We start from the raw sequence: 15,848 nt of genomic DNA on the forward strand, positions 1-15,848 counted from the left end.
GGAGGAGGAGTCATGGTGGTACGTGCGGCGGTGGCCGGAGCGAGCGGGTACGCGGGCGGAGAGCTGCTGCGCCTGCTCCTCACGCACCCCGGGGTCGAGATCGGGGCCCTGACCGGCAATTCCAACGCCGGACAGCGGCTGGGCGCGCTCCAGCCGCACCTGCTGCCGCTGGCCGACCGGATCCTCCAGGAGACCACCCCGGAGGTCCTCGCCGGACACGACGTCGTCTTCCTCGCCCTGCCGCACGGCCAGTCCGCCGCGGTCGCCGAGCAGCTCGGCCCGGAGGTGCTCGTCGTCGACATGGGCGCCGACTTCCGGCTGGCGGACGCGGGCGACTGGGAGCGGTTCTACGGTTCCGCGCACGCCGGGACCTGGCCCTACGGCCTCCCCGAGCTGCCGGGCGGCCGAGCCGCGCTCGCCGGGTCCAAACGCATCGCGGTCCCGGGCTGCTACCCCACGGCCGTCTCGCTCGCGCTCTTCCCGGCGTACGCGGCGGGCCTGGCCGAGCCGGAGGCCGTGATCGTCGCCGCCTCCGGCACCTCGGGCGCCGGCAAGTCGCCCAAGACGCATCTGCTGGGCTCCGAGGTGATGGGCTCCGTCTCCCCGTACGGCGTCGGCGGCGTCCACCGGCACACCCCCGAGATGATCCAGAACCTGAGCGCGGCGGCGGGGGAGCCGGTCTCCGTCTCCTTCACGCCCACCCTGGTGCCGATGTCCCGGGGCATCCTCGCCACGTGCAGCGCCAAGGCGAAGCCCGGCGTCACCGCCGACTCCGTCCGCGCCGCCTACGAGAAGGCCCTCGCCGACGAGCCCTTCGTGCACCTGCTCCCCGAGGGACAGTGGCCCGCCACGGCGTCCGTCCACGGTTCCAACGCCGTTCAGGTGCAGGTCGCGTACGACGCCGCCGTGGGCCGGATCATCGTCATCAGCGCCATCGACAACCTGACCAAGGGCACCGCGGGCGGCGCCCTCCAGAGCATGAACATCGCCCTCGGGCTCGACGAGACCACCGGGCTTTCCACGATCGGAGTCGCACCGTGAGCGTCACGGCAGCCAAGGGATTCACGGCGGCGGGCATCGCCGCCGGGATCAAGCAGAACGGCAACCCGGACCTGGCCCTCGTGGTCAACACCGGGCCCCGACGCGCGGCCGCCGGCGTCTTCACCTCCAACCGCGTCAAGGCCGCGCCGGTGCTGTGGTCCGAGCAGGTCCTCAAGAGCGGCCGGCTGTCCGCCGTGATCCTCAACTCCGGCGGCGCCAACGCCTGCACGGGACCGAAGGGCTTCCAGGACACGCACGCGACCGCCGAGAAGGTCGCCGAGGCGCTGGATCTGGGCGCGGGTGAGGTCGCCGTCGCCTCCACCGGGCTCATCGGCGTCCTGCTCCCGATGGACAAGCTGCTGCCGGGGGTCGAGACCGCCGTCGGCCGGCTCTCCGCGCACGGCGGCGAGAAGGCCGCCATCGCCATCAAGACCACCGACACCGTCCACAAGACGTCCGTCGTCACCTCGGGGTCCCCGGAGTCCGGGGGAGGCTGGACCGTCGGCGGCATGGCCAAGGGCGCGGGCATGCTCGCGCCCGGCCTCGCCACCATGCTGGTCGTCCTCACCACCGACGCCGACGTCGACAGCGAGACCCTGGACAAGGCGCTGCGCGCCGCCACCCGGGTCACCTTCGACCGCGTCGACTCCGACGGCTGCATGTCGACGAACGACACGGTGCTGCTGCTCGCCTCCGGCGCCGCCGAGGTCACCCCGGCGTACGAGGAGTTCGCCGCCGCCGTCCGGACCGTCTGCGACGACCTCGGCCAGCAGCTGATCCGGGACGCCGAGGGCGCGAGCAAGGACATCAGGATCGAGGTCGTCAACGCGGCGAGCGAGGACGACGCCGTCGAGGTGGGCCGCTCCATCGCCCGCAACAACCTCCTCAAGTGCGCGATCCACGGCGAGGACCCGAACTGGGGCCGGGTGCTCTCCGCGATCGGCACGACCGGGGCCGTCTTCGAGGCCGACCGGCTCAACGTCGCGATCAACGGGGTCTGGGTCTGCAAGAACGGCGGCGTCGGGGAGGACCGCGAGAAGGTCGACATGCGCTACCGCGAGGTCCACATCGTGGCCGACCTGGCCGCGGGCTCGGAGACCGCCACCATCTGGACCAACGACCTCACCGCCGACTACGTCCACGAGAACAGCGCGTACTCGTCATGAGCACCACCCGCAAGCACACCGCCCTGCCCAAGGCCCAGATCCTCATCGAGGCGCTGCCCTGGCTGACCCGGCACAACGGCAGGACGGTCGTCATCAAGTTCGGCGGCAACGCCATGATCGACGAGGACCTGAAGGCCGCCTTCGCCCAGGACGTCGTCTTCCTGCGCCACGCCGGCCTGCACGTCGTCGTCGTGCACGGCGGCGGCCCGCAGATCAGCGCCGCCCTGGACCGGCACGGCATCGTCAGCGAGTTCAAGGCCGGCCTGCGGGTCACCACCGAGGACGCCATGGACGTCGTACGGATGGTGCTCGCGGGGCAGGTCCAGCGCGAGCTGGTCGGGCTGCTGAACCAGCACGGGCCGCTCGCCGTCGGGTTGACCGGCGAGGACGCGCACACCATCACCGCCACCAAGCACCAGCCCGAGATCGACGGAGAGTTGGTCGACATCGGGCGGGTGGGCGAGATCACCGCGATCGACACCGGCGCCATCGAGGCGCTGCTCGCCGACGGCCGCATCCCGGTCGTCTCGTCGATCGCCCGTTCCCAGGACGACGGACATGTCTACAACGTCAATGCTGATACGGCGGCTGCGGCACTCGCTGCGGCACTTGGCGCCGAAACCCTCATGGTCCTCACGGACGTCGAGGGCCTCTACGAGGACTGGCCGAACAGCGACGAGGTGATCAGCCGCCTCACCGCTTCCCAGCTGGAGAAGCTGCTGCCGGAGCTGAGCTCCGGGATGGTCCCGAAGATGGAGGGCTGTCTGCACGCCGTGCGCAACGGCGTGAACACCGCCCGCGTCATCGACGGGCGGGTCCAGCACTCGATCCTGCTGGAGATCTTCACCGACGAGGGCATCGGCACGATGGTCGTGCCCGACGAGAAGCCGCACGCGGAGCCGGCCGCACAGCCGGAGGCACAGGGGGAGCCGTCATGAGCAACGAGGAACTGACCGCGCGGTGGCAGAACGCGCTCATGAAGAACTACGGCACCCCGCTGCTGCCCCTCGCGCGCGGCGCGGGCAGCCGGGTCTGGGACGCCGACGGCAAGGAGTACCTCGACTTCGTCGGCGGCATCGCGGTCAACGCGCTCGGCCACGCCCACCCGGCCGTCGTCGAGGCCGTGAGCCGGCAGATCGGCTCCCTCGGCCACATCTCCAACTTCTTCATGGCCGAGCCGACCGTCACGCTCGCCGAACGGCTGCTGCAGTACTTCGGCCGGGACGGCAGGGTCTTCTTCTGCAACTCGGGCGCCGAGGCCAACGAGGCCGCCTTCAAGATCGGCCGGCTGACCGGGCGGACCCACGTGGTCGCCACCGAGGGCGCCTTCCACGGCCGGACCATGGGCGCCCTCGCGCTCACCGGCCAGCCCGGCAAGCGGGACCCGTTCCTGCCGCTGCCCGGCGATGTCACCCATGTGCCGTTCGGCGACGCGCAGGCGCTGGCCGCCGCGGTCACCGAGGACACGGCGCTCGTCGTCCTGGAGCCGATCCAGGGCGAACTGGGTGTCGTCGTGCCGCCCGCCGGCTACCTCAAGGCCGCCCGCGCGATCACCGCCGCGACCGGCGCGCTGCTGGTCCTCGACGAGGTGCAGACCGGCGTCGGCCGGACCGGGCACTGGTTCGAGTACCAGGCCCACGAGGGGGTCCTGCCGGACGTCGTGACGCTGGCCAAGGGCCTCGGCGGCGGACTGCCGCTGGGCGCGACGATCGCCTTCGGGCGGGCCGCCGAACTGCTCCGGCCGGGTCACCACGGCACCACCTTCGGCGGCAACCCCGTCGCCTGCGCCGCCGGACTCGCCGTTCTCGACACCATCGAGAACGAGGGGTTGCTGGAGAACGTCAAGCGGCAGAGCGAGAGGTTGCGGACCGGAATCGAGGGTGCGGGACATCCGTTGATCGATTATGTCCGGGGCGCGGGCCTGCTCCTGGGTATCGTGCTCACCGAGCCCCGCGCGCCCCAGGTGCGGGCGGCGGCTCAGGAGGCCGGATTCCTCGTGAACGTGCCCGCCCCCGACGTCGTCCGGCTGATGCCGCCGCTGAACCTCGGCGACGACGAGGTGGAGGCGTTCCTCGGGGCGCTGCCCGGAATCCTCGGCGCAGCCGCGGCGAGCGGAGAGTGACGATCCGGAGAACCGGAGATTGAGACGACGATGAGTCAGGCGCAGGACCATGAGCAGCCGGGCGCGGGCGGGCCCGCCGTGCCGCAGACCCGCACCGCGCGTCACCGCCGGATCGTGGACATCCTCAACCGGCAACCGGTGCGGTCGCAGAGCCAGTTGGCGAAGCTGCTGGCCGACGACGGGTTGAGCGTCACCCAGGCGACGCTGTCGCGGGACCTGGACGAGCTGAACGCGGTGAAGATCCGCAACAACGACGGCGACCTGATCTACGCGGTGCCGAGCGAGGGGGGTTTCCGGACCCCCCGGGTACCGCTGGGGGAGTCGGCGAAGGAAGAGCGGATGCGGCGGCTGTCGCAGGAGCTGCTGATCTCCGCGGAGGCGTCCGCCAACCTCGTGGTGCTGCGCACCCCGCCGGGCGCGGCCCAGTTCCTCGCCTCGGCGATCGACCAGGCCGAGCTGCACGACATCCTCGGGACGATCGCGGGCGACGACACGCTGCTGCTGATCAGCCGTGAGCCGACGGGCGGGCAGGCACTGGCCGATCACCTGCTGCGCCTCGCCCAGAACGGCCACTGACCGTCCGCCGAGGCGGCTCCTCCGGGTCGCTCGCCGACCCCGGGGGAGCCGCATACGTCACCTGGCTCCGGCAGGCCGCGGCTCAGCCGGGCCTTGTGGGCGGCCGGCCTCCGTGGGACCCCGCGCCGCCGGATCGCCTCGTGCGCCGTGCCCCCGTGCGGCCCGGACCGCACGGGGGCCGACCGGGAACGCCCACGGCCCGGCGGCAGCCCGTCGGGGCAGGGGTGTGTCGCCGGTGTGTGGCCCGCCTCCGGTCGGGGTGGCCCCGGTTCAGCCGAGGCGGCCGGCCAGGCCCCCCGTGCAGCGCACCTCGTCGCCTGCCGTGATCAGCAGGGCCTCCACGTCCGGCAGGGACTCCAGCCAGCCCAGCGCGTCCCGCGAGCCCCTCGCGAACGCGGCCGTGGCCCAGCAGTCCGCCCAGGTCAGCCGCGGGGTCACCACCGTCACGGCGACCAGGTCGGTCACCGCGGAGCGGCCCGTTCGCGGATCCACGATGTGGGCGCCCCGCTCCGCCGTACCGGAGGTCGCGACGGCCAGCTCGTCCGCTCCCGCCGCCGAGACCACCGCGGCGAGACCGCCCGGGCGCAGCGGGTCCGACACCCCGACCCGCCACGGCCGCTCGGGCCCGGGGACGCCCAGCAGCTGCACGTCCCCGCCGCCGTTGACGCTCACCCCGCTCACGCCCGCCGCGGCGACCAGCCGGGCCGCGCGCTCGGCGGCCCAGCCCTTCACGATGCCGGTCGGGTCGAGCCGGCCCTGGTAGCGCATGCTGAACCAGCCGTCGCTCACCCGCTCCGCCTCGGCGCCCAGCTCCAGCACCTCGGCCACTTCCGGATCGCACTCCTGCACGGTCAGCTCACCGCGTACCAGCCGGGACACCTGGCTGTCCTCGCGGTAGGTGCTGAACACCTCGTTCACCCGGTGCAGCGAGGCGATCGCCTCCTCCAGCGCGGCCCGCACCGCCCCGGGCTCCCCGCCGCGGATGTCGAAGGAGAAGACGGTCCCCATGACCTCCTCCGCGTGACGCAGCACGGCGGGGGCCGCCGACTCGGCCACGGTGTCAGCCACCGGCCTGGTCCAGCGCCGACTGCAAGGATTTCTTGTAGCCCTCGCTGGTGAAGGTCGCGCTGGAGACGGTGTCGATGTCGGCGTTGCCGGCCGCGACCGCCGCGGCGTTGAGCTTGGGGACGGCGAGCGCGGTCTTCTGGTCGCTGGTGCCGCCCTTGGGGGCCTGGACGGCCTCCGCCTTGGTGATCTTCCCGTCGGCCACGGTGATCCGGACCTGGACGGGACCGTACTGGGTCTGCGCGACGCTGCCGGTGACGGTCTTGGCCTGCGCGGCGCCCGAGGAGGCCCCCGCGTCGCCGGACCCGGACGACGACGAGCCCGCCGTCGCCTTCGCCTTGTCGAGCGCCGACTGCAGGGACTTCTTGTAGCCCTCGCTCGTGTAGGTCGCGCTGGAGACGGTGTCGATGTCGGCGTTGCCGGCCGCGACCGCCGCGGCGTTGAGCTTGGGGACGGCGAGCGCGGTCTTCTGGTCGCTGGTGCCGCCCTTGGGGGCCTGGACGGCCTCCGCCTTGGTGATCTTCCCGCCGGCGACCGTGATCCGGACCTGGACGGCCCCGTACTGCGTCTGGGCCGCGTCCCCGGTGAAGGTGCCGGCCGCCTGCGCGCTGCCGGAGCCCTGGGAGGACCCGGACCCGGCGCTCGCGTTCGCCTTGTCGATCGCCGACTGGAGGGACTTCTTGTAGCCCTCGCTGGTGTACGTGGCGCCCGACACCGTGTCGATGTCCGGGCTCTGCTTGGCGACCACATCGGCGTTGAGCTTGGGGACGGCGAGCGCGGTCTTCTGGTCGCTGGTGCCGCCCTTGGGGGCCTGGACGGCCTCCGCCTTGGTGATCTTGTTGTTGACGACGGTGATCCGGACCTGCACGGCCCCGTACTGCGTCTGGGCCGCGTCCCCGGTCATCGTCCCCGACACGACCGCCCCGGCCCCGCCCTGCGCCGCTCCCTGCGCCGCCGCGCCCGCGCCCGCCGCCTGGGCGGCGCCCGGGTCGGACGCCGGCTTCAGCGACAGCAGCAGCACGATCCCGGACACGGTGGCGGCGGTGGCGAGCACGACGCGCCGAAGAGGGTGGCTCTTCCTCATCTTTTCCTGAGCTCCTGATTCCCGTTGGTGGCGAGGTTCCCGTGCGGACGGATCGCTCACATCTCGAACGACTCGTGGTGGATACGGCGGGCGGGGACCCCGGCGCCGCGCAGTGCCTCGTACACCCCTCGGGCGAAGCCGTTGGGTCCGCACATGAAGACGTCGTGGCTGTCGATGTCGGGGATCTTCCGCTGGAGGGACTCGGCCGAGATGTCGGGCCGCTCCCCGTCGGGGCTGTTGACGGCGTACATCAGCCGCGCCCCGCGCTCGTCGGCGATCTTCGCCAGCTCGTCCCACAGCGCCAGATCCTGCGTGCTGTTGGCCCGGTAGAGAAGGGTGATGTCACCCGCCGCGCCCGGCAGCGTCTCGAACAGCGCCCGCATCGGCGTGATGCCGACCCCGCCGGCCACCAGCAGCACCTTGCCGCGGCTGCGCCGGGACGCCGTCATCGCGCCGTACGGGCCCTCGGCCCACACCTTGGTGCCGGGCTGCAGCTCGCGCAGTGCCGCGCTGTGGTCGCCGATCGCCTTGACGGTGATGCGCAGGAGGTCCGGGCGCGGGGCCGCCGACAGCGAGTACGGGTGGGAGCTGAACCGCATCCCCGGCGCCATGAACCGCCAGCGGAAGAACTGCCCGGCCTCCGCGCCCATCCGGTGCAGCTTGCGCCCGCCGATCAGCACCGAGACGATGCCCGGCGTCTCCTCGATGACCGCCTCGACGCGGAGCCGGTGCCGCAGGTTCAGCCGGACCGGGACGATGACGCGGTACCAGACGACCAGCGCGGTGACCGACCCGTACAGCGCGTACCAGACGGTCTTCGCGGTCGGCTCGACGGCGAAGTCGTTGCCGGTGGTGATCTGGTGCCAGAACGTCAGGAACACGGCCGCGTACGTCAGCAGATGGATGTGGTACCAGGTGTCGTACGGCATCCGGCGGCGCACGGGTCCGATCGACACCAGCCCGATGAGCAGGAACAGACCGGTGCCGATCGCCGCCTTGCCCATGTCCGGGAGCTGGTTGATGGAGTCGACCGTCTGCTGGACGATGTCCCCAAGCGTCTTGCCCGCCTGGAGCGCGTACCCCCACATGATCAGGAACACGTGCGCGAAGACCAGGCAGAGCGTGTACCGTCCGCTCATCGCGTGCCAGCGGGCGACCCGGTCCGAGCCCACCCGCCGCTCCAGCGCGGGCACCCTGGCCATCTGCAGCACCACGAGCGCCATCAGGTACCCGGCGAGCAGCCCGGTGATCCGGCCCGCGTTGAGGATCTTGCTGTTGTCGTCCGCGATGTTCGGCGTGTTGGCCCACCACAGCCACAGCACACCCGCCGCCCCCGCCCATACGGCGAGCAGCAACGGGACGGCCGGGGAGCGGCGCGGGCGGATGCGGCGCATCGTCTGGCGGCGGGCGGCACGGCCGCCGGCGATCGTCGTCGTCACTGTTCCTCCGTGGATACGGACCCTTGGCCCTCAGATACGGGCCACGGGGGCGGAGTGTTCAGCCGTCCCGCAGACCGTCACCCGAGGCGACCACCAGGAATCGCCGCGCGGCCGTTCGCGCCGGGGAGGCAGGCGGGCGTGCGGCCTCCCCGGTCCTCAGTACCGGGTGATCGCCGTCCGCCCGTCCGCCGTGCCGATCGCGAGGTGCGGCCGCTTCCACGGCCGGGCCCACGTCAGCAGCCGCCGCATCGCCCCCTCCGGCACCGACACGCAACCGGCCGTCGCCCCCCGCCCGTCGACGTGCAGGAAGATGCCCGCGCCGCGGCCCCGCACCGGTGTGTCGTAGTTGAAGCCGACGACCAGCGCGTACGCGTACTGCGCGCGGTACGTGACCAGGTGCTCGGACTCGGCCGCGCGGCAGTCCGCGGGACGCGGCTCGGTCCACCGGTTGTAGGAGCGCGACGAGGTGTCCTGGCACCACCAGGAGTCCTGGCGCACCGGACGGTAGGGGTACGACGTCCCGCGCGGCGCCGGCCGGATGCCGAAGGCGTAGGGGAGCCCGTACAGGCCCGTCGGTGTCGTGTTCGTGCCCTGCCGGCGCGAGGCGCCTTCGACCAGGCCTTTCGCGCCGAACCGGGCCGGCGTGGAACCGGCCTGCGTCCACCGCCCGTCGCGCAGGTCCCACCAGGTGAGCGTGCCCGTCGTGGAACCGGCCCGGGGGGCCACGGCGGTGATCAGCTGCGTGCCGCCGCCCGTGTCCGCCATCCGCGCGGGCAGCGGCGGGGCGGCCCCGGTGCCCGGAGCGGCGCCGAGCAGACCGAGGGAGGCGCAGACGAGGGCGGTGGCGACGACACGAGGGCGCATGGTCAGACGCTAAGCGCGGGCGGCGGCGCCGGCAGGCCGGGTGGGCCGACCGTGCGAGGCGCCGGCCCACCCGCGCGGGCCGCTCAGGTCACCGGTCCGAGCGGGTTGAGCTGGTCCGCCTGTCCCTCGAAGGCGTACAGCAGCAGGTCGGTCATCTCGAAGACGTGCCGGGAGTTGCGCTCCGCGACCGGGCTGAGGAACGGACGCCAGAACGGGTCGCGCAGGATGGAGTACCGTCCGGCCTCGATGGCCCGGTGGAACACCTCGGCGACGATGCGGCCGCCGACCCCGGTCAGCTTGCCGCCGCCCCGCACCTCGGCCTCCCGCAGGATGTAGAACCACAGCGGGGTGTGCCGGGCCACCGCTTCCGCGAGCCCGCCGGAGAGCTGCGCGCCGCCGCCCTGTGCGAGGTCGGCCCGGGTCAGCGGTTCCACGTCGACCTTGCGGTCGATGAAGTGCTCGACCATCTGCTGTCCGGTGGCGAGCCGCAGCATCGAGGCCCGGGTGAGGTTGCGGAAGGCGAGGTTCAGCTCCTCCTGCGGAGGCTTGGCCTGGCCCCGTCCGCCGAAGGCGCCGAGCGGCAGTTCGGCGAGCGGGTCGACCAGCAGGGTGTCGATCCGCTTGGCGAGGTTGAACTGCTCCTCGGGCACGAGGAGGTCGGTCCGCTCCGGCACCGCCTCCTGGAAGGCGAACAGCCGCCGGAAGTCGGCGATCCAGTTGGTGGGCAGGCGCTCGAAGTCGCCCGACTCCGGGTCCGCCGGGTCGGCGGGAGGCGGCGACAGGGTGCCGCTGGTGCCGCTGAACCGGAACAGGAGCTCGAGGGTGCCCCGGCCGCGGTCGAAGACGCGGTTCCAGTTGTACCGGCCGCGGACCATGCTGTGGCCCAGCCGGTAGGCGGCCACGGAGAACTCGATCGGCATGGTCGGCAGGTCGTGCTCGCCCGGCGAGGGCTCGAACACCCGGCGGCCGTTGCCGAACACGTCCTCGACGATCTCGGGGTCGACGATCCTGCGCAGGAAGTCGTGGCGCAGCATCCACTGGTAGTGCTTGACGACCGTCTCGCGTGCCGACTCGAAGAGGACCGCGCTCGACACGCCCTTGCCGACGAGGTCGGCCACCACCCGGTTGTGGAACCGGACGAACGCGGCGTGGACCTGGGCGACGGCCAGGTTCTCGTCGTTGCGCGGGTCCGGGATCAGCGCCCGGCGCCGTTCGGACCGCAGCGAGCCCGTGCCCTGCCTGGGCAGGTCGAACCCGGTGAGCGACCGGCCCACCAGGGAGGGGTCGTTCGGCACCCCCTGGGTGGTGCCGGACTTCAGCCGGAGGCCGTCGTCCTCGTAGAACCGGCGGTCGAAGCGGTGGTCGGGCCCGAGGCCGTAGAGGGAGTCGAGGTCCAGGGCCGGGGACCGGCCCTGGAGGAGCTGGCGGACCGTGATCTCGTCGTCGAGGCGCACCGCGGTGGCATCCAGGGTGAGGTCGTGGTCCACGAACTGGCCGAGATAGGTGAACCCCGACGGGACCCCCGGCTGGTCGGGGTGGTCCCGCTCGGGGTCCGTCATCGCCCTGGCCAGCTCGACGCGGGCGTTCCGGTCGAGCTGCTGGGCCGGCCCGGAGCGTGGGCCGAGCCGGGAGAAGCGGAACTTGCGCAGGTCCGCGACGGTGGAGGCGGCCTGCGGATGCACGGGACCGCCGTCCCGGGACTCGGCGAGTATGCCCTCGCCCATGACATAGAACGAGGAACGGACGTGACGTTTGCTCTGTGGTTCGCGTGCGGGTCGGAACATGTTTCCCCCATGTGTTCGCGCCCACGCGTGAGCGCGCGGGCGGGAGCCACGCTAGGGGACGAGTGCGGCGGAAGGGGGAATTCCGTCAAATCCCCCAAGAGCACCAAGTGTTGACTCTCTGTACAGACACCGCATGAACGTCAAATCGGACTCAGGGGCAACGGCAGTCCGGGCAGTCCGTCCATGCTCGTGGCGATGTGCTCCTTCTTCGCGAAGTACGCGCTGAGCGACTCGTCGTCCTCCCGCGCGAACCGCTTGGCGTGCAGCTCGCGGTCCTCGTCGTACGTCATGAAGGGCACCGCGTACCCGCAGGTGTCCCGCACGAGTTCGGCGTGCACGACGATGATCGCGCGCAGTCCGTGCGGGGTCGGGTCCAGGTCCGGGAAGCGGGCGAGGAGCTCCCGGAAGCGGGGGTCGTCGCGGAAGACCGGTTCGCCGCGGCCGTGCACCCGCACGATGTTCGGCGGCCCCTGGAAGGCGCACCACATCAGTGTGATCCGGCCGTTCTCCCGCAGATGCGCGACGGTCTCCGCGTTGGAGCCGGCGAAGTCCAGGTAGGCCACGGTGTGCTCGTCGAGCACGGCGAACGAGCCCTTGAGGCCCTTGGGGGAGAGGTTCACCGTGCCGTCGCCGGACAAGGGGGCGGTGGCCGTGAAGAAGAGGGGCTGCTCCTCGATGAACGTGCGGAGTCTGCCGTCGATGCGCTCATAGGTCTTTCCCATGTCTAACGATTATCCGGGAAAGCCTTTCGCGTGTCTAACGAAATAGGGAATCGGTGGGGCCTGGAGGGCGGAGAGTGAGGGGGTGACGGGCAGGGAGGGAGTGAGAGGTAGGGGGGGCGGGGGTGAGGAAGGCGTGGGGTGTGCAGACGTCACAGCGGCCGCCCCGGCCGGCGCTTCGCGGGGCGGCCGCCGTGCCTGTCACGTCACTTGTTCAACGTGCAGGCGGCCAGGGCGTCGAGGCCCTGCGGCTTGGTGCCCTTGCGGCCGATCGAGATGGCGATGCGGTCGATCGTGGACACGCGCTTGTCCGCCAGCGGGCCGAGGATCGCGTTCTGGACGAAGTTGGCGCCGCCCTGGCCCACGGTGTCGACCAGTCGCTTGTTGGCCTCGTCGATCTGTGTCTGGAGCAGGGCCAGGTTGCGGTCGACCTCGGCCTGGGCGGAGGCGGGGATCTCGGGAAGCTGCGAAGCGACGTCCGGGCAGCTGATGGTGCCCACGCCGGCCGCGTCGCCGCCGGCCTCGTCGCCCGTCTCCGCGGCGCCGTCGCCCGCTCCTGCGGCGGCGGTCTCCTCCGCGCCGGGGGTGTCCTCGGCCTCGTCGCCGGCGCCGGCGTCCTCACCGGTGCCCGCGACGCCGCCGGTGTCGAGGGCGCACGGCGCGAGCGCGTCGAGGCCCTGCGGCTTGGTGCCCTGGCGGCCGATCGAGATGGCGATGCGGTCGATGGTCGACACGCGCTTGTCCGCCAGCGGGCCGAGGATCGCGTTCTGGACGAAGTTGGCGCCGCCCTGGCCCACGGTGTCGACCAGTCGCTTGTTGGCCTCGTCGATCTGTGTCTGGAGCAGGGCCAGGTTGCGGTCGACCTCGGCCTGCGCGGAGGCCGGGATCGCGGGAAGCTGGGAGGCCACGTCCGGGCACGCGACGGTGCCGGGGCCGGCGAGCGTCCTGGCGTCGGTGCTGCCGCTCTTGGACGACTCCCCGGCGAGGGCGGAGTTGACGACGACCGCGCCGGACAGCGCCAGAGCGGCGGCCGCGCCGATGACCGCCACGCGACGCTTGTTGTACTTCGGAAGAGCCCTGGACATGCGGATGCCTCACTTGGGTCAGGAGTGGGTGTACAGACGCGGCGCCGGCGTTCAGTCCTCAGTACGGGTAAGCGGTTGCTGTCGTTCAAACTCGTGCCGAAAACTTCTCGGGAGCGGGAACCGGACGGCCGTCCGGGGTCGAATTGACGAATCATGCAGAGCACTGCATACTCATGCATGTCGTGGAGAGCAGTGGTGAGGAGCGCGCAAGTGAGCAGCAACAGCGGTGACGTAAGGCTCTGGGGCGGCCGTTTCGCCGACGGTCCCGCCGAGGCCCTGGCGAAGCTGTCCGCCTCCGTCCACTTCGACTGGCGCCTCGCGCCCTACGACATCGCCGGTTCGCGCGCCCACGCGCGCGTGCTGCACAAGGCGGGCCTGCTCACCGAGGACGAGCTGACCCGGATGATCGGGGGCCTCGACCGGCTCGAGGCGGACGTCGCCGACGGTTCCTTCGTGGGCACCATCGCCGACGAGGACGTGCACACCGCCCTGGAACGCGGCCTCCTGGAGCGCCTCGGCGCCGACCTGGGCGGCAAGCTGCGCGCGGGCCGCTCCCGCAACGACCAGGTCGCCACCCTCTTCCGGATGTACCTGCGCGACCACGCGCGGATCCTCGGCGGCCTGATCGCCGAGCTCCAGGACGCCCTGATCGGCCTGGCGGAGGCCCACCCGGACGTGGCGATGCCCGGCCGCACCCACCTCCAGCACGCCCAGCCGGTGCTGTTCGCCCACCATGTCCTCGCCCATGTGCAGTCGCTGTCCCGGGACGCGGAACGCCTTCGTCAGTGGGACGAGCGCACCGCCGTCTCGCCGTACGGCTCCGGCGCCCTCGCGGGTTCCTCCCTCGGCCTGGACCCCGAGGCGGTGGCCAAGGACCTCGGCTTCGAGCACGGCAGCGTCGGCAACTCCATCGACGGCACGGCGTCCCGCGACTTCGTCGCCGAGTTCGCCTTCATCACCGCGATGATCGGCGTGAACCTCTCCCGCATCTCCGAGGAGATCATCATCTGGAACACGAAGGAGTTCTCCTTCGTGACGCTGCACGACGCCTTCTCCACGGGCTCGTCGATCATGCCGCAGAAGAAGAACCCCGACATCGCGGAGCTGGCGCGCGGCAAGTCGGGCCGCCTCATCGGCAACCTGACCGGTCTCATGGCGACCCTCAAGGCCCTCCCGCTCGCCTACAACCGCGACCTCCAGGAGGACAAGGAGCCCGTCTTCGACTCCTGCGACCAGCTCGAGGTCCTGCTCCCCGCCTTCACCGGCATGGTCGCCACCCTCACCGTCAACCGCGAGCGCATGGAGGAGCTGGCCCCGGCCGGGTTCTCGCTCGCCACCGACATCGCCGAGTGGCTGGTCAAGCAGGGCGTGCCGTTCCGGGTCGCGCACGAGGTCGCCGGCGAGTGCGTCAAGGTCGCCGAGGCGGACGGCAAGGAGCTCGACGGCCTCACCGACGAGCAGTTCGCGAAGATCTCCGCCCACCTCACCCCCGAGGTGCGCTCCGTCCTCAACGTCCCCGGCGCCCTCGCCTCCCGCGACGGCCGTGGCGGCACGGCGCCCAGCGCGGTGGCGATCCAGCTGGCCGAGGTGAAGGCGGACGTGGCGGCTCAGCACGCGTGGGCGACCGCCAAGAAGCGGTAGGCGCAGCGCCCCGAAAGGGTGTGGGGAGCCGTGCGACAGACCGGCGGCCCACCCGCGCCCGCCCGGGCGTCGAACGCACCGGCCCTGGGCGAAGGTCATCACGGGTTACGTTGGTCAGGAGCCGAACCGGAGCCGACCCTACGGAGCCCGCGATGCCCTTCGCCCGCCTGGCCGCCGCAACGACCCCCACCTGCCACATCGGCTTCGGCCTCGCCGCCGTCGGCCGCCCCGGCTACATCACCCTCGACCGGGACCACGACCTCGGAGCGGACCGCAGCGTCGAGACCCTGCGCGCCCGCACCCACGAACTCCTCGACGCCGCCTACGCCCAGGGCGTCCGCTACTTCGACGCGGCCCGCTCCTACGGCCGTTCCGAGGAGTTCCTCGCCGACTGGCTGAAGGCCAGGCCCGACGTCGACGACATCGTGGTGGGCAGCAAGTGGGGGTACACCTACACCGCCGACTGGACGACGGACGCGGACCGGCACGAGGTCAAGGACCACGGGCTGCCGACGTACGAACGCCAGCGCGCCGAGACGGCGGAGCTGCTCGGCGACCGGCTCGACCTCTACCAGATCCACTCGGTGACCCCGGACAGCCCCGCCCTCACCGACAAGGAACTCCACGCGAAGCTGGCCGAGTCCGCCGCGCAGGGCCTCACCGTCGGTTTCTCCACCAGCGGCCCCGCCCAGGCCGACGCCATCCGCGCCGCCCTCGCCGTGACGGTCGACGGCGAGCCCCTCTTCCGTACCGTCCAGTCGACGTACAACGCGCTGGAGACCTCGGCCGGTCCCGCCCTGGCCGAGGCCCACGACGCCGGGCTCACGGTGATCGTGAAGGAGGGCATGGCGAACGGGCGCCTGGCTGACCCCCACGCGCCGGACGCCCTGCGGGCGGTGGCGGCGCAGACGTCGCTCGGCTGCGACGCGGTCGCCCTCGCGCTGATCCTGCGGCAGCCCTGGGCCGGTGTCGTCCTCTCCGGCGCGGCGACCCTCACCCAGCTCGCCTCCAACCTGCACGCGGCGGTCGTGGACCTCGACGACGACCAGCTGAACCGGCTGGCCGGGCTGGCGGAGGAGCCGGGGGCGTACTGGGAGCGGCGCGCCGGCCTGCCCTGGCACTGAGCGCCCCCGGATCCACCCGCCCTGGTAGGAGCAGTTCCCCGGATCCGACCTGCCCCGGCATGAGCGTCCCCCGGATCCGACCTGCTGGCACCGAGCGTCCCCGGACCGGTCGACCGCCGACGATGAGCCCACCCGAGT

The 15,848-nt window shown here is 72.1% G+C and carries 14 protein-coding genes; 7 read left to right on the forward strand and 7 right to left on the reverse strand.

All coding sequences use genetic code 11. The features are described 5' to 3' along the window. Nucleotides 1–12: 12 nt before the first annotated feature. Genes argC through J2X68_RS19750 form a run of 5 tightly spaced genes read left to right on the forward strand, consistent with a single transcriptional unit; the run spans nt 13 to nt 4,905 of the window. On the forward strand, nt 13–1,041 hold the full coding sequence (gene argC / locus J2X68_RS19730; RefSeq protein ID WP_310433856.1) for an N-acetyl-gamma-glutamyl-phosphate reductase: 1,029 nt from the start codon (nt 13–15) through the stop codon (nt 1,039–1,041). Continuing rightward, on the forward strand, nt 1,038–2,207 hold the full coding sequence (argJ, locus tag J2X68_RS19735; RefSeq protein WP_310433857.1) for a bifunctional glutamate N-acetyltransferase/amino-acid acetyltransferase ArgJ: 1,170 nt from the start codon (nt 1,038–1,040) through the stop codon (nt 2,205–2,207). Before argC ends, argJ begins: the two co-directional genes overlap by 4 nt. Then, on the forward strand, nt 2,204–3,145 hold the full coding sequence (gene argB / locus J2X68_RS19740; RefSeq protein ID WP_310433858.1) for an acetylglutamate kinase: 942 nt from the start codon (nt 2,204–2,206) through the stop codon (nt 3,143–3,145). Before argJ ends, argB begins: the two co-directional genes overlap by 4 nt. Beyond that, entirely contained in the window at nt 3,142–4,329 is a 1,188-nt protein-coding gene (locus J2X68_RS19745) for an acetylornithine transaminase (RefSeq protein WP_310433859.1), read from the forward strand. The genes argB and J2X68_RS19745 overlap by 4 nt, the downstream gene beginning before the upstream one ends. A gap of 30 nt (nt 4,330–4,359) precedes the next feature. Then, a complete protein-coding gene (locus tag J2X68_RS19750; protein ID WP_171396188.1) occupies nt 4,360–4,905 on the forward strand; it encodes an arginine repressor in 546 nt (181 codons plus the stop codon). 270 nt (nt 4,906–5,175) lie between these two features. Here the strand turns inward: J2X68_RS19750 and J2X68_RS19755 are convergent, their stop codons facing one another. The 7 genes from J2X68_RS19755 to J2X68_RS19785 form a co-directional block, all read right to left on the reverse strand. Further along, on the reverse strand, nt 5,176–5,913 hold the full coding sequence (locus J2X68_RS19755) for an FAD:protein FMN transferase (RefSeq protein WP_310434023.1): 738 nt from the start codon (nt 5,911–5,913) through the stop codon (nt 5,176–5,178). A gap of 52 nt (nt 5,914–5,965) precedes the next feature. Further along, the gene (locus J2X68_RS19760; protein ID WP_310433860.1) at nt 5,966–7,054 is read right to left on the reverse strand and encodes an FMN-binding protein; all 1,089 of its coding nucleotides are present in this window, start codon (nt 7,052–7,054) and stop codon (nt 5,966–5,968) included. A gap of 56 nt (nt 7,055–7,110) precedes the next feature. Then, a complete protein-coding gene (locus J2X68_RS19765) occupies nt 7,111–8,493 on the reverse strand; it encodes a ferredoxin reductase family protein (RefSeq protein ID WP_310433861.1) in 1,383 nt (460 codons plus the stop codon). A gap of 156 nt (nt 8,494–8,649) precedes the next feature. Then, a complete protein-coding gene (locus J2X68_RS19770; protein ID WP_310433862.1) occupies nt 8,650–9,357 on the reverse strand; it encodes a L,D-transpeptidase family protein in 708 nt (235 codons plus the stop codon). A gap of 83 nt (nt 9,358–9,440) precedes the next feature. Further along, nucleotides 9,441–11,141: a heme peroxidase family protein gene (locus tag J2X68_RS19775; protein WP_310433863.1), complete on the reverse strand. Its 1,701-nt coding sequence runs from the start codon at nt 11,139–11,141 to the stop codon at nt 9,441–9,443. 140 nt (nt 11,142–11,281) lie between these two features. Beyond that, a complete protein-coding gene (locus tag J2X68_RS19780; protein WP_310433864.1) occupies nt 11,282–11,863 on the reverse strand; it encodes a pyridoxamine 5'-phosphate oxidase family protein in 582 nt (193 codons plus the stop codon). Nucleotides 11,864–12,066: 203 nt separating this feature from the next. Further along, nucleotides 12,067–12,945: a hypothetical protein gene (locus tag J2X68_RS19785; protein WP_310433865.1), complete on the reverse strand. Its 879-nt coding sequence runs from the start codon at nt 12,943–12,945 to the stop codon at nt 12,067–12,069. Between the two features lie 210 nt (nt 12,946–13,155). Between J2X68_RS19785 and argH the strand changes: the two genes are divergently transcribed. Both argH and J2X68_RS19795 read left to right on the forward strand, forming a co-directional pair. Further along, the gene (gene argH, locus J2X68_RS19790; RefSeq protein WP_310433866.1) at nt 13,156–14,586 is read left to right on the forward strand and encodes an argininosuccinate lyase; all 1,431 of its coding nucleotides are present in this window, start codon (nt 13,156–13,158) and stop codon (nt 14,584–14,586) included. Nucleotides 14,587–14,738: 152 nt separating this feature from the next. Continuing rightward, nucleotides 14,739–15,710, forward strand: coding sequence for an aldo/keto reductase (locus J2X68_RS19795; protein ID WP_310433867.1), 972 nt, complete (start codon nt 14,739–14,741; stop codon nt 15,708–15,710). The last annotated feature ends 138 nt before the right edge of the window (nt 15,711–15,848 follow it).

Origin of the sequence: Streptomyces sp. 3330 (assembly GCF_031456635.1) — a bacterium.
Lineage (GTDB): Bacteria > Actinomycetota > Actinomycetes > Streptomycetales > Streptomycetaceae > Streptomyces.

What these genes read in the sequence shown, in the direction of transcription:
- J2X68_RS19770 (WP_310433862.1), bottom strand. Translation starts at nt 9,357, where the DNA reads ATGCGCCCTCGTGTCGTCGCCACCGCCCTCGTCTGCGCCTCCCTCGGT.
- argB (WP_310433858.1), top strand. Translation starts at nt 2,204, where the DNA reads ATGAGCACCACCCGCAAGCACACCGCCCTGCCCAAGGCCCAGATCCTC.
- J2X68_RS19775 (WP_310433863.1), bottom strand. Translation starts at nt 11,141, where the DNA reads ATGTTCCGACCCGCACGCGAACCACAGAGCAAACGTCACGTCCGTTCC.
- J2X68_RS19760 (WP_310433860.1), bottom strand. Translation starts at nt 7,054, where the DNA reads ATGAGGAAGAGCCACCCTCTTCGGCGCGTCGTGCTCGCCACCGCCGCC.
- J2X68_RS19780 (WP_310433864.1), bottom strand. Translation starts at nt 11,863, where the DNA reads ATGGGAAAGACCTATGAGCGCATCGACGGCAGACTCCGCACGTTCATC.
- J2X68_RS19755 (WP_310434023.1), bottom strand. Translation starts at nt 5,913, where the DNA reads ATGGGGACCGTCTTCTCCTTCGACATCCGCGGCGGGGAGCCCGGGGCG.
- J2X68_RS19745 (WP_310433859.1), top strand. Translation starts at nt 3,142, where the DNA reads ATGAGCAACGAGGAACTGACCGCGCGGTGGCAGAACGCGCTCATGAAG.
- J2X68_RS19750 (WP_171396188.1), top strand. Translation starts at nt 4,360, where the DNA reads ATGAGTCAGGCGCAGGACCATGAGCAGCCGGGCGCGGGCGGGCCCGCC.
- J2X68_RS19795 (WP_310433867.1), top strand. Translation starts at nt 14,739, where the DNA reads ATGCCCTTCGCCCGCCTGGCCGCCGCAACGACCCCCACCTGCCACATC.
- J2X68_RS19785 (WP_310433865.1), bottom strand. Translation starts at nt 12,945, where the DNA reads ATGTCCAGGGCTCTTCCGAAGTACAACAAGCGTCGCGTGGCGGTCATC.
- argC (WP_310433856.1), top strand. Translation starts at nt 13, where the DNA reads ATGGTGGTACGTGCGGCGGTGGCCGGAGCGAGCGGGTACGCGGGCGGA.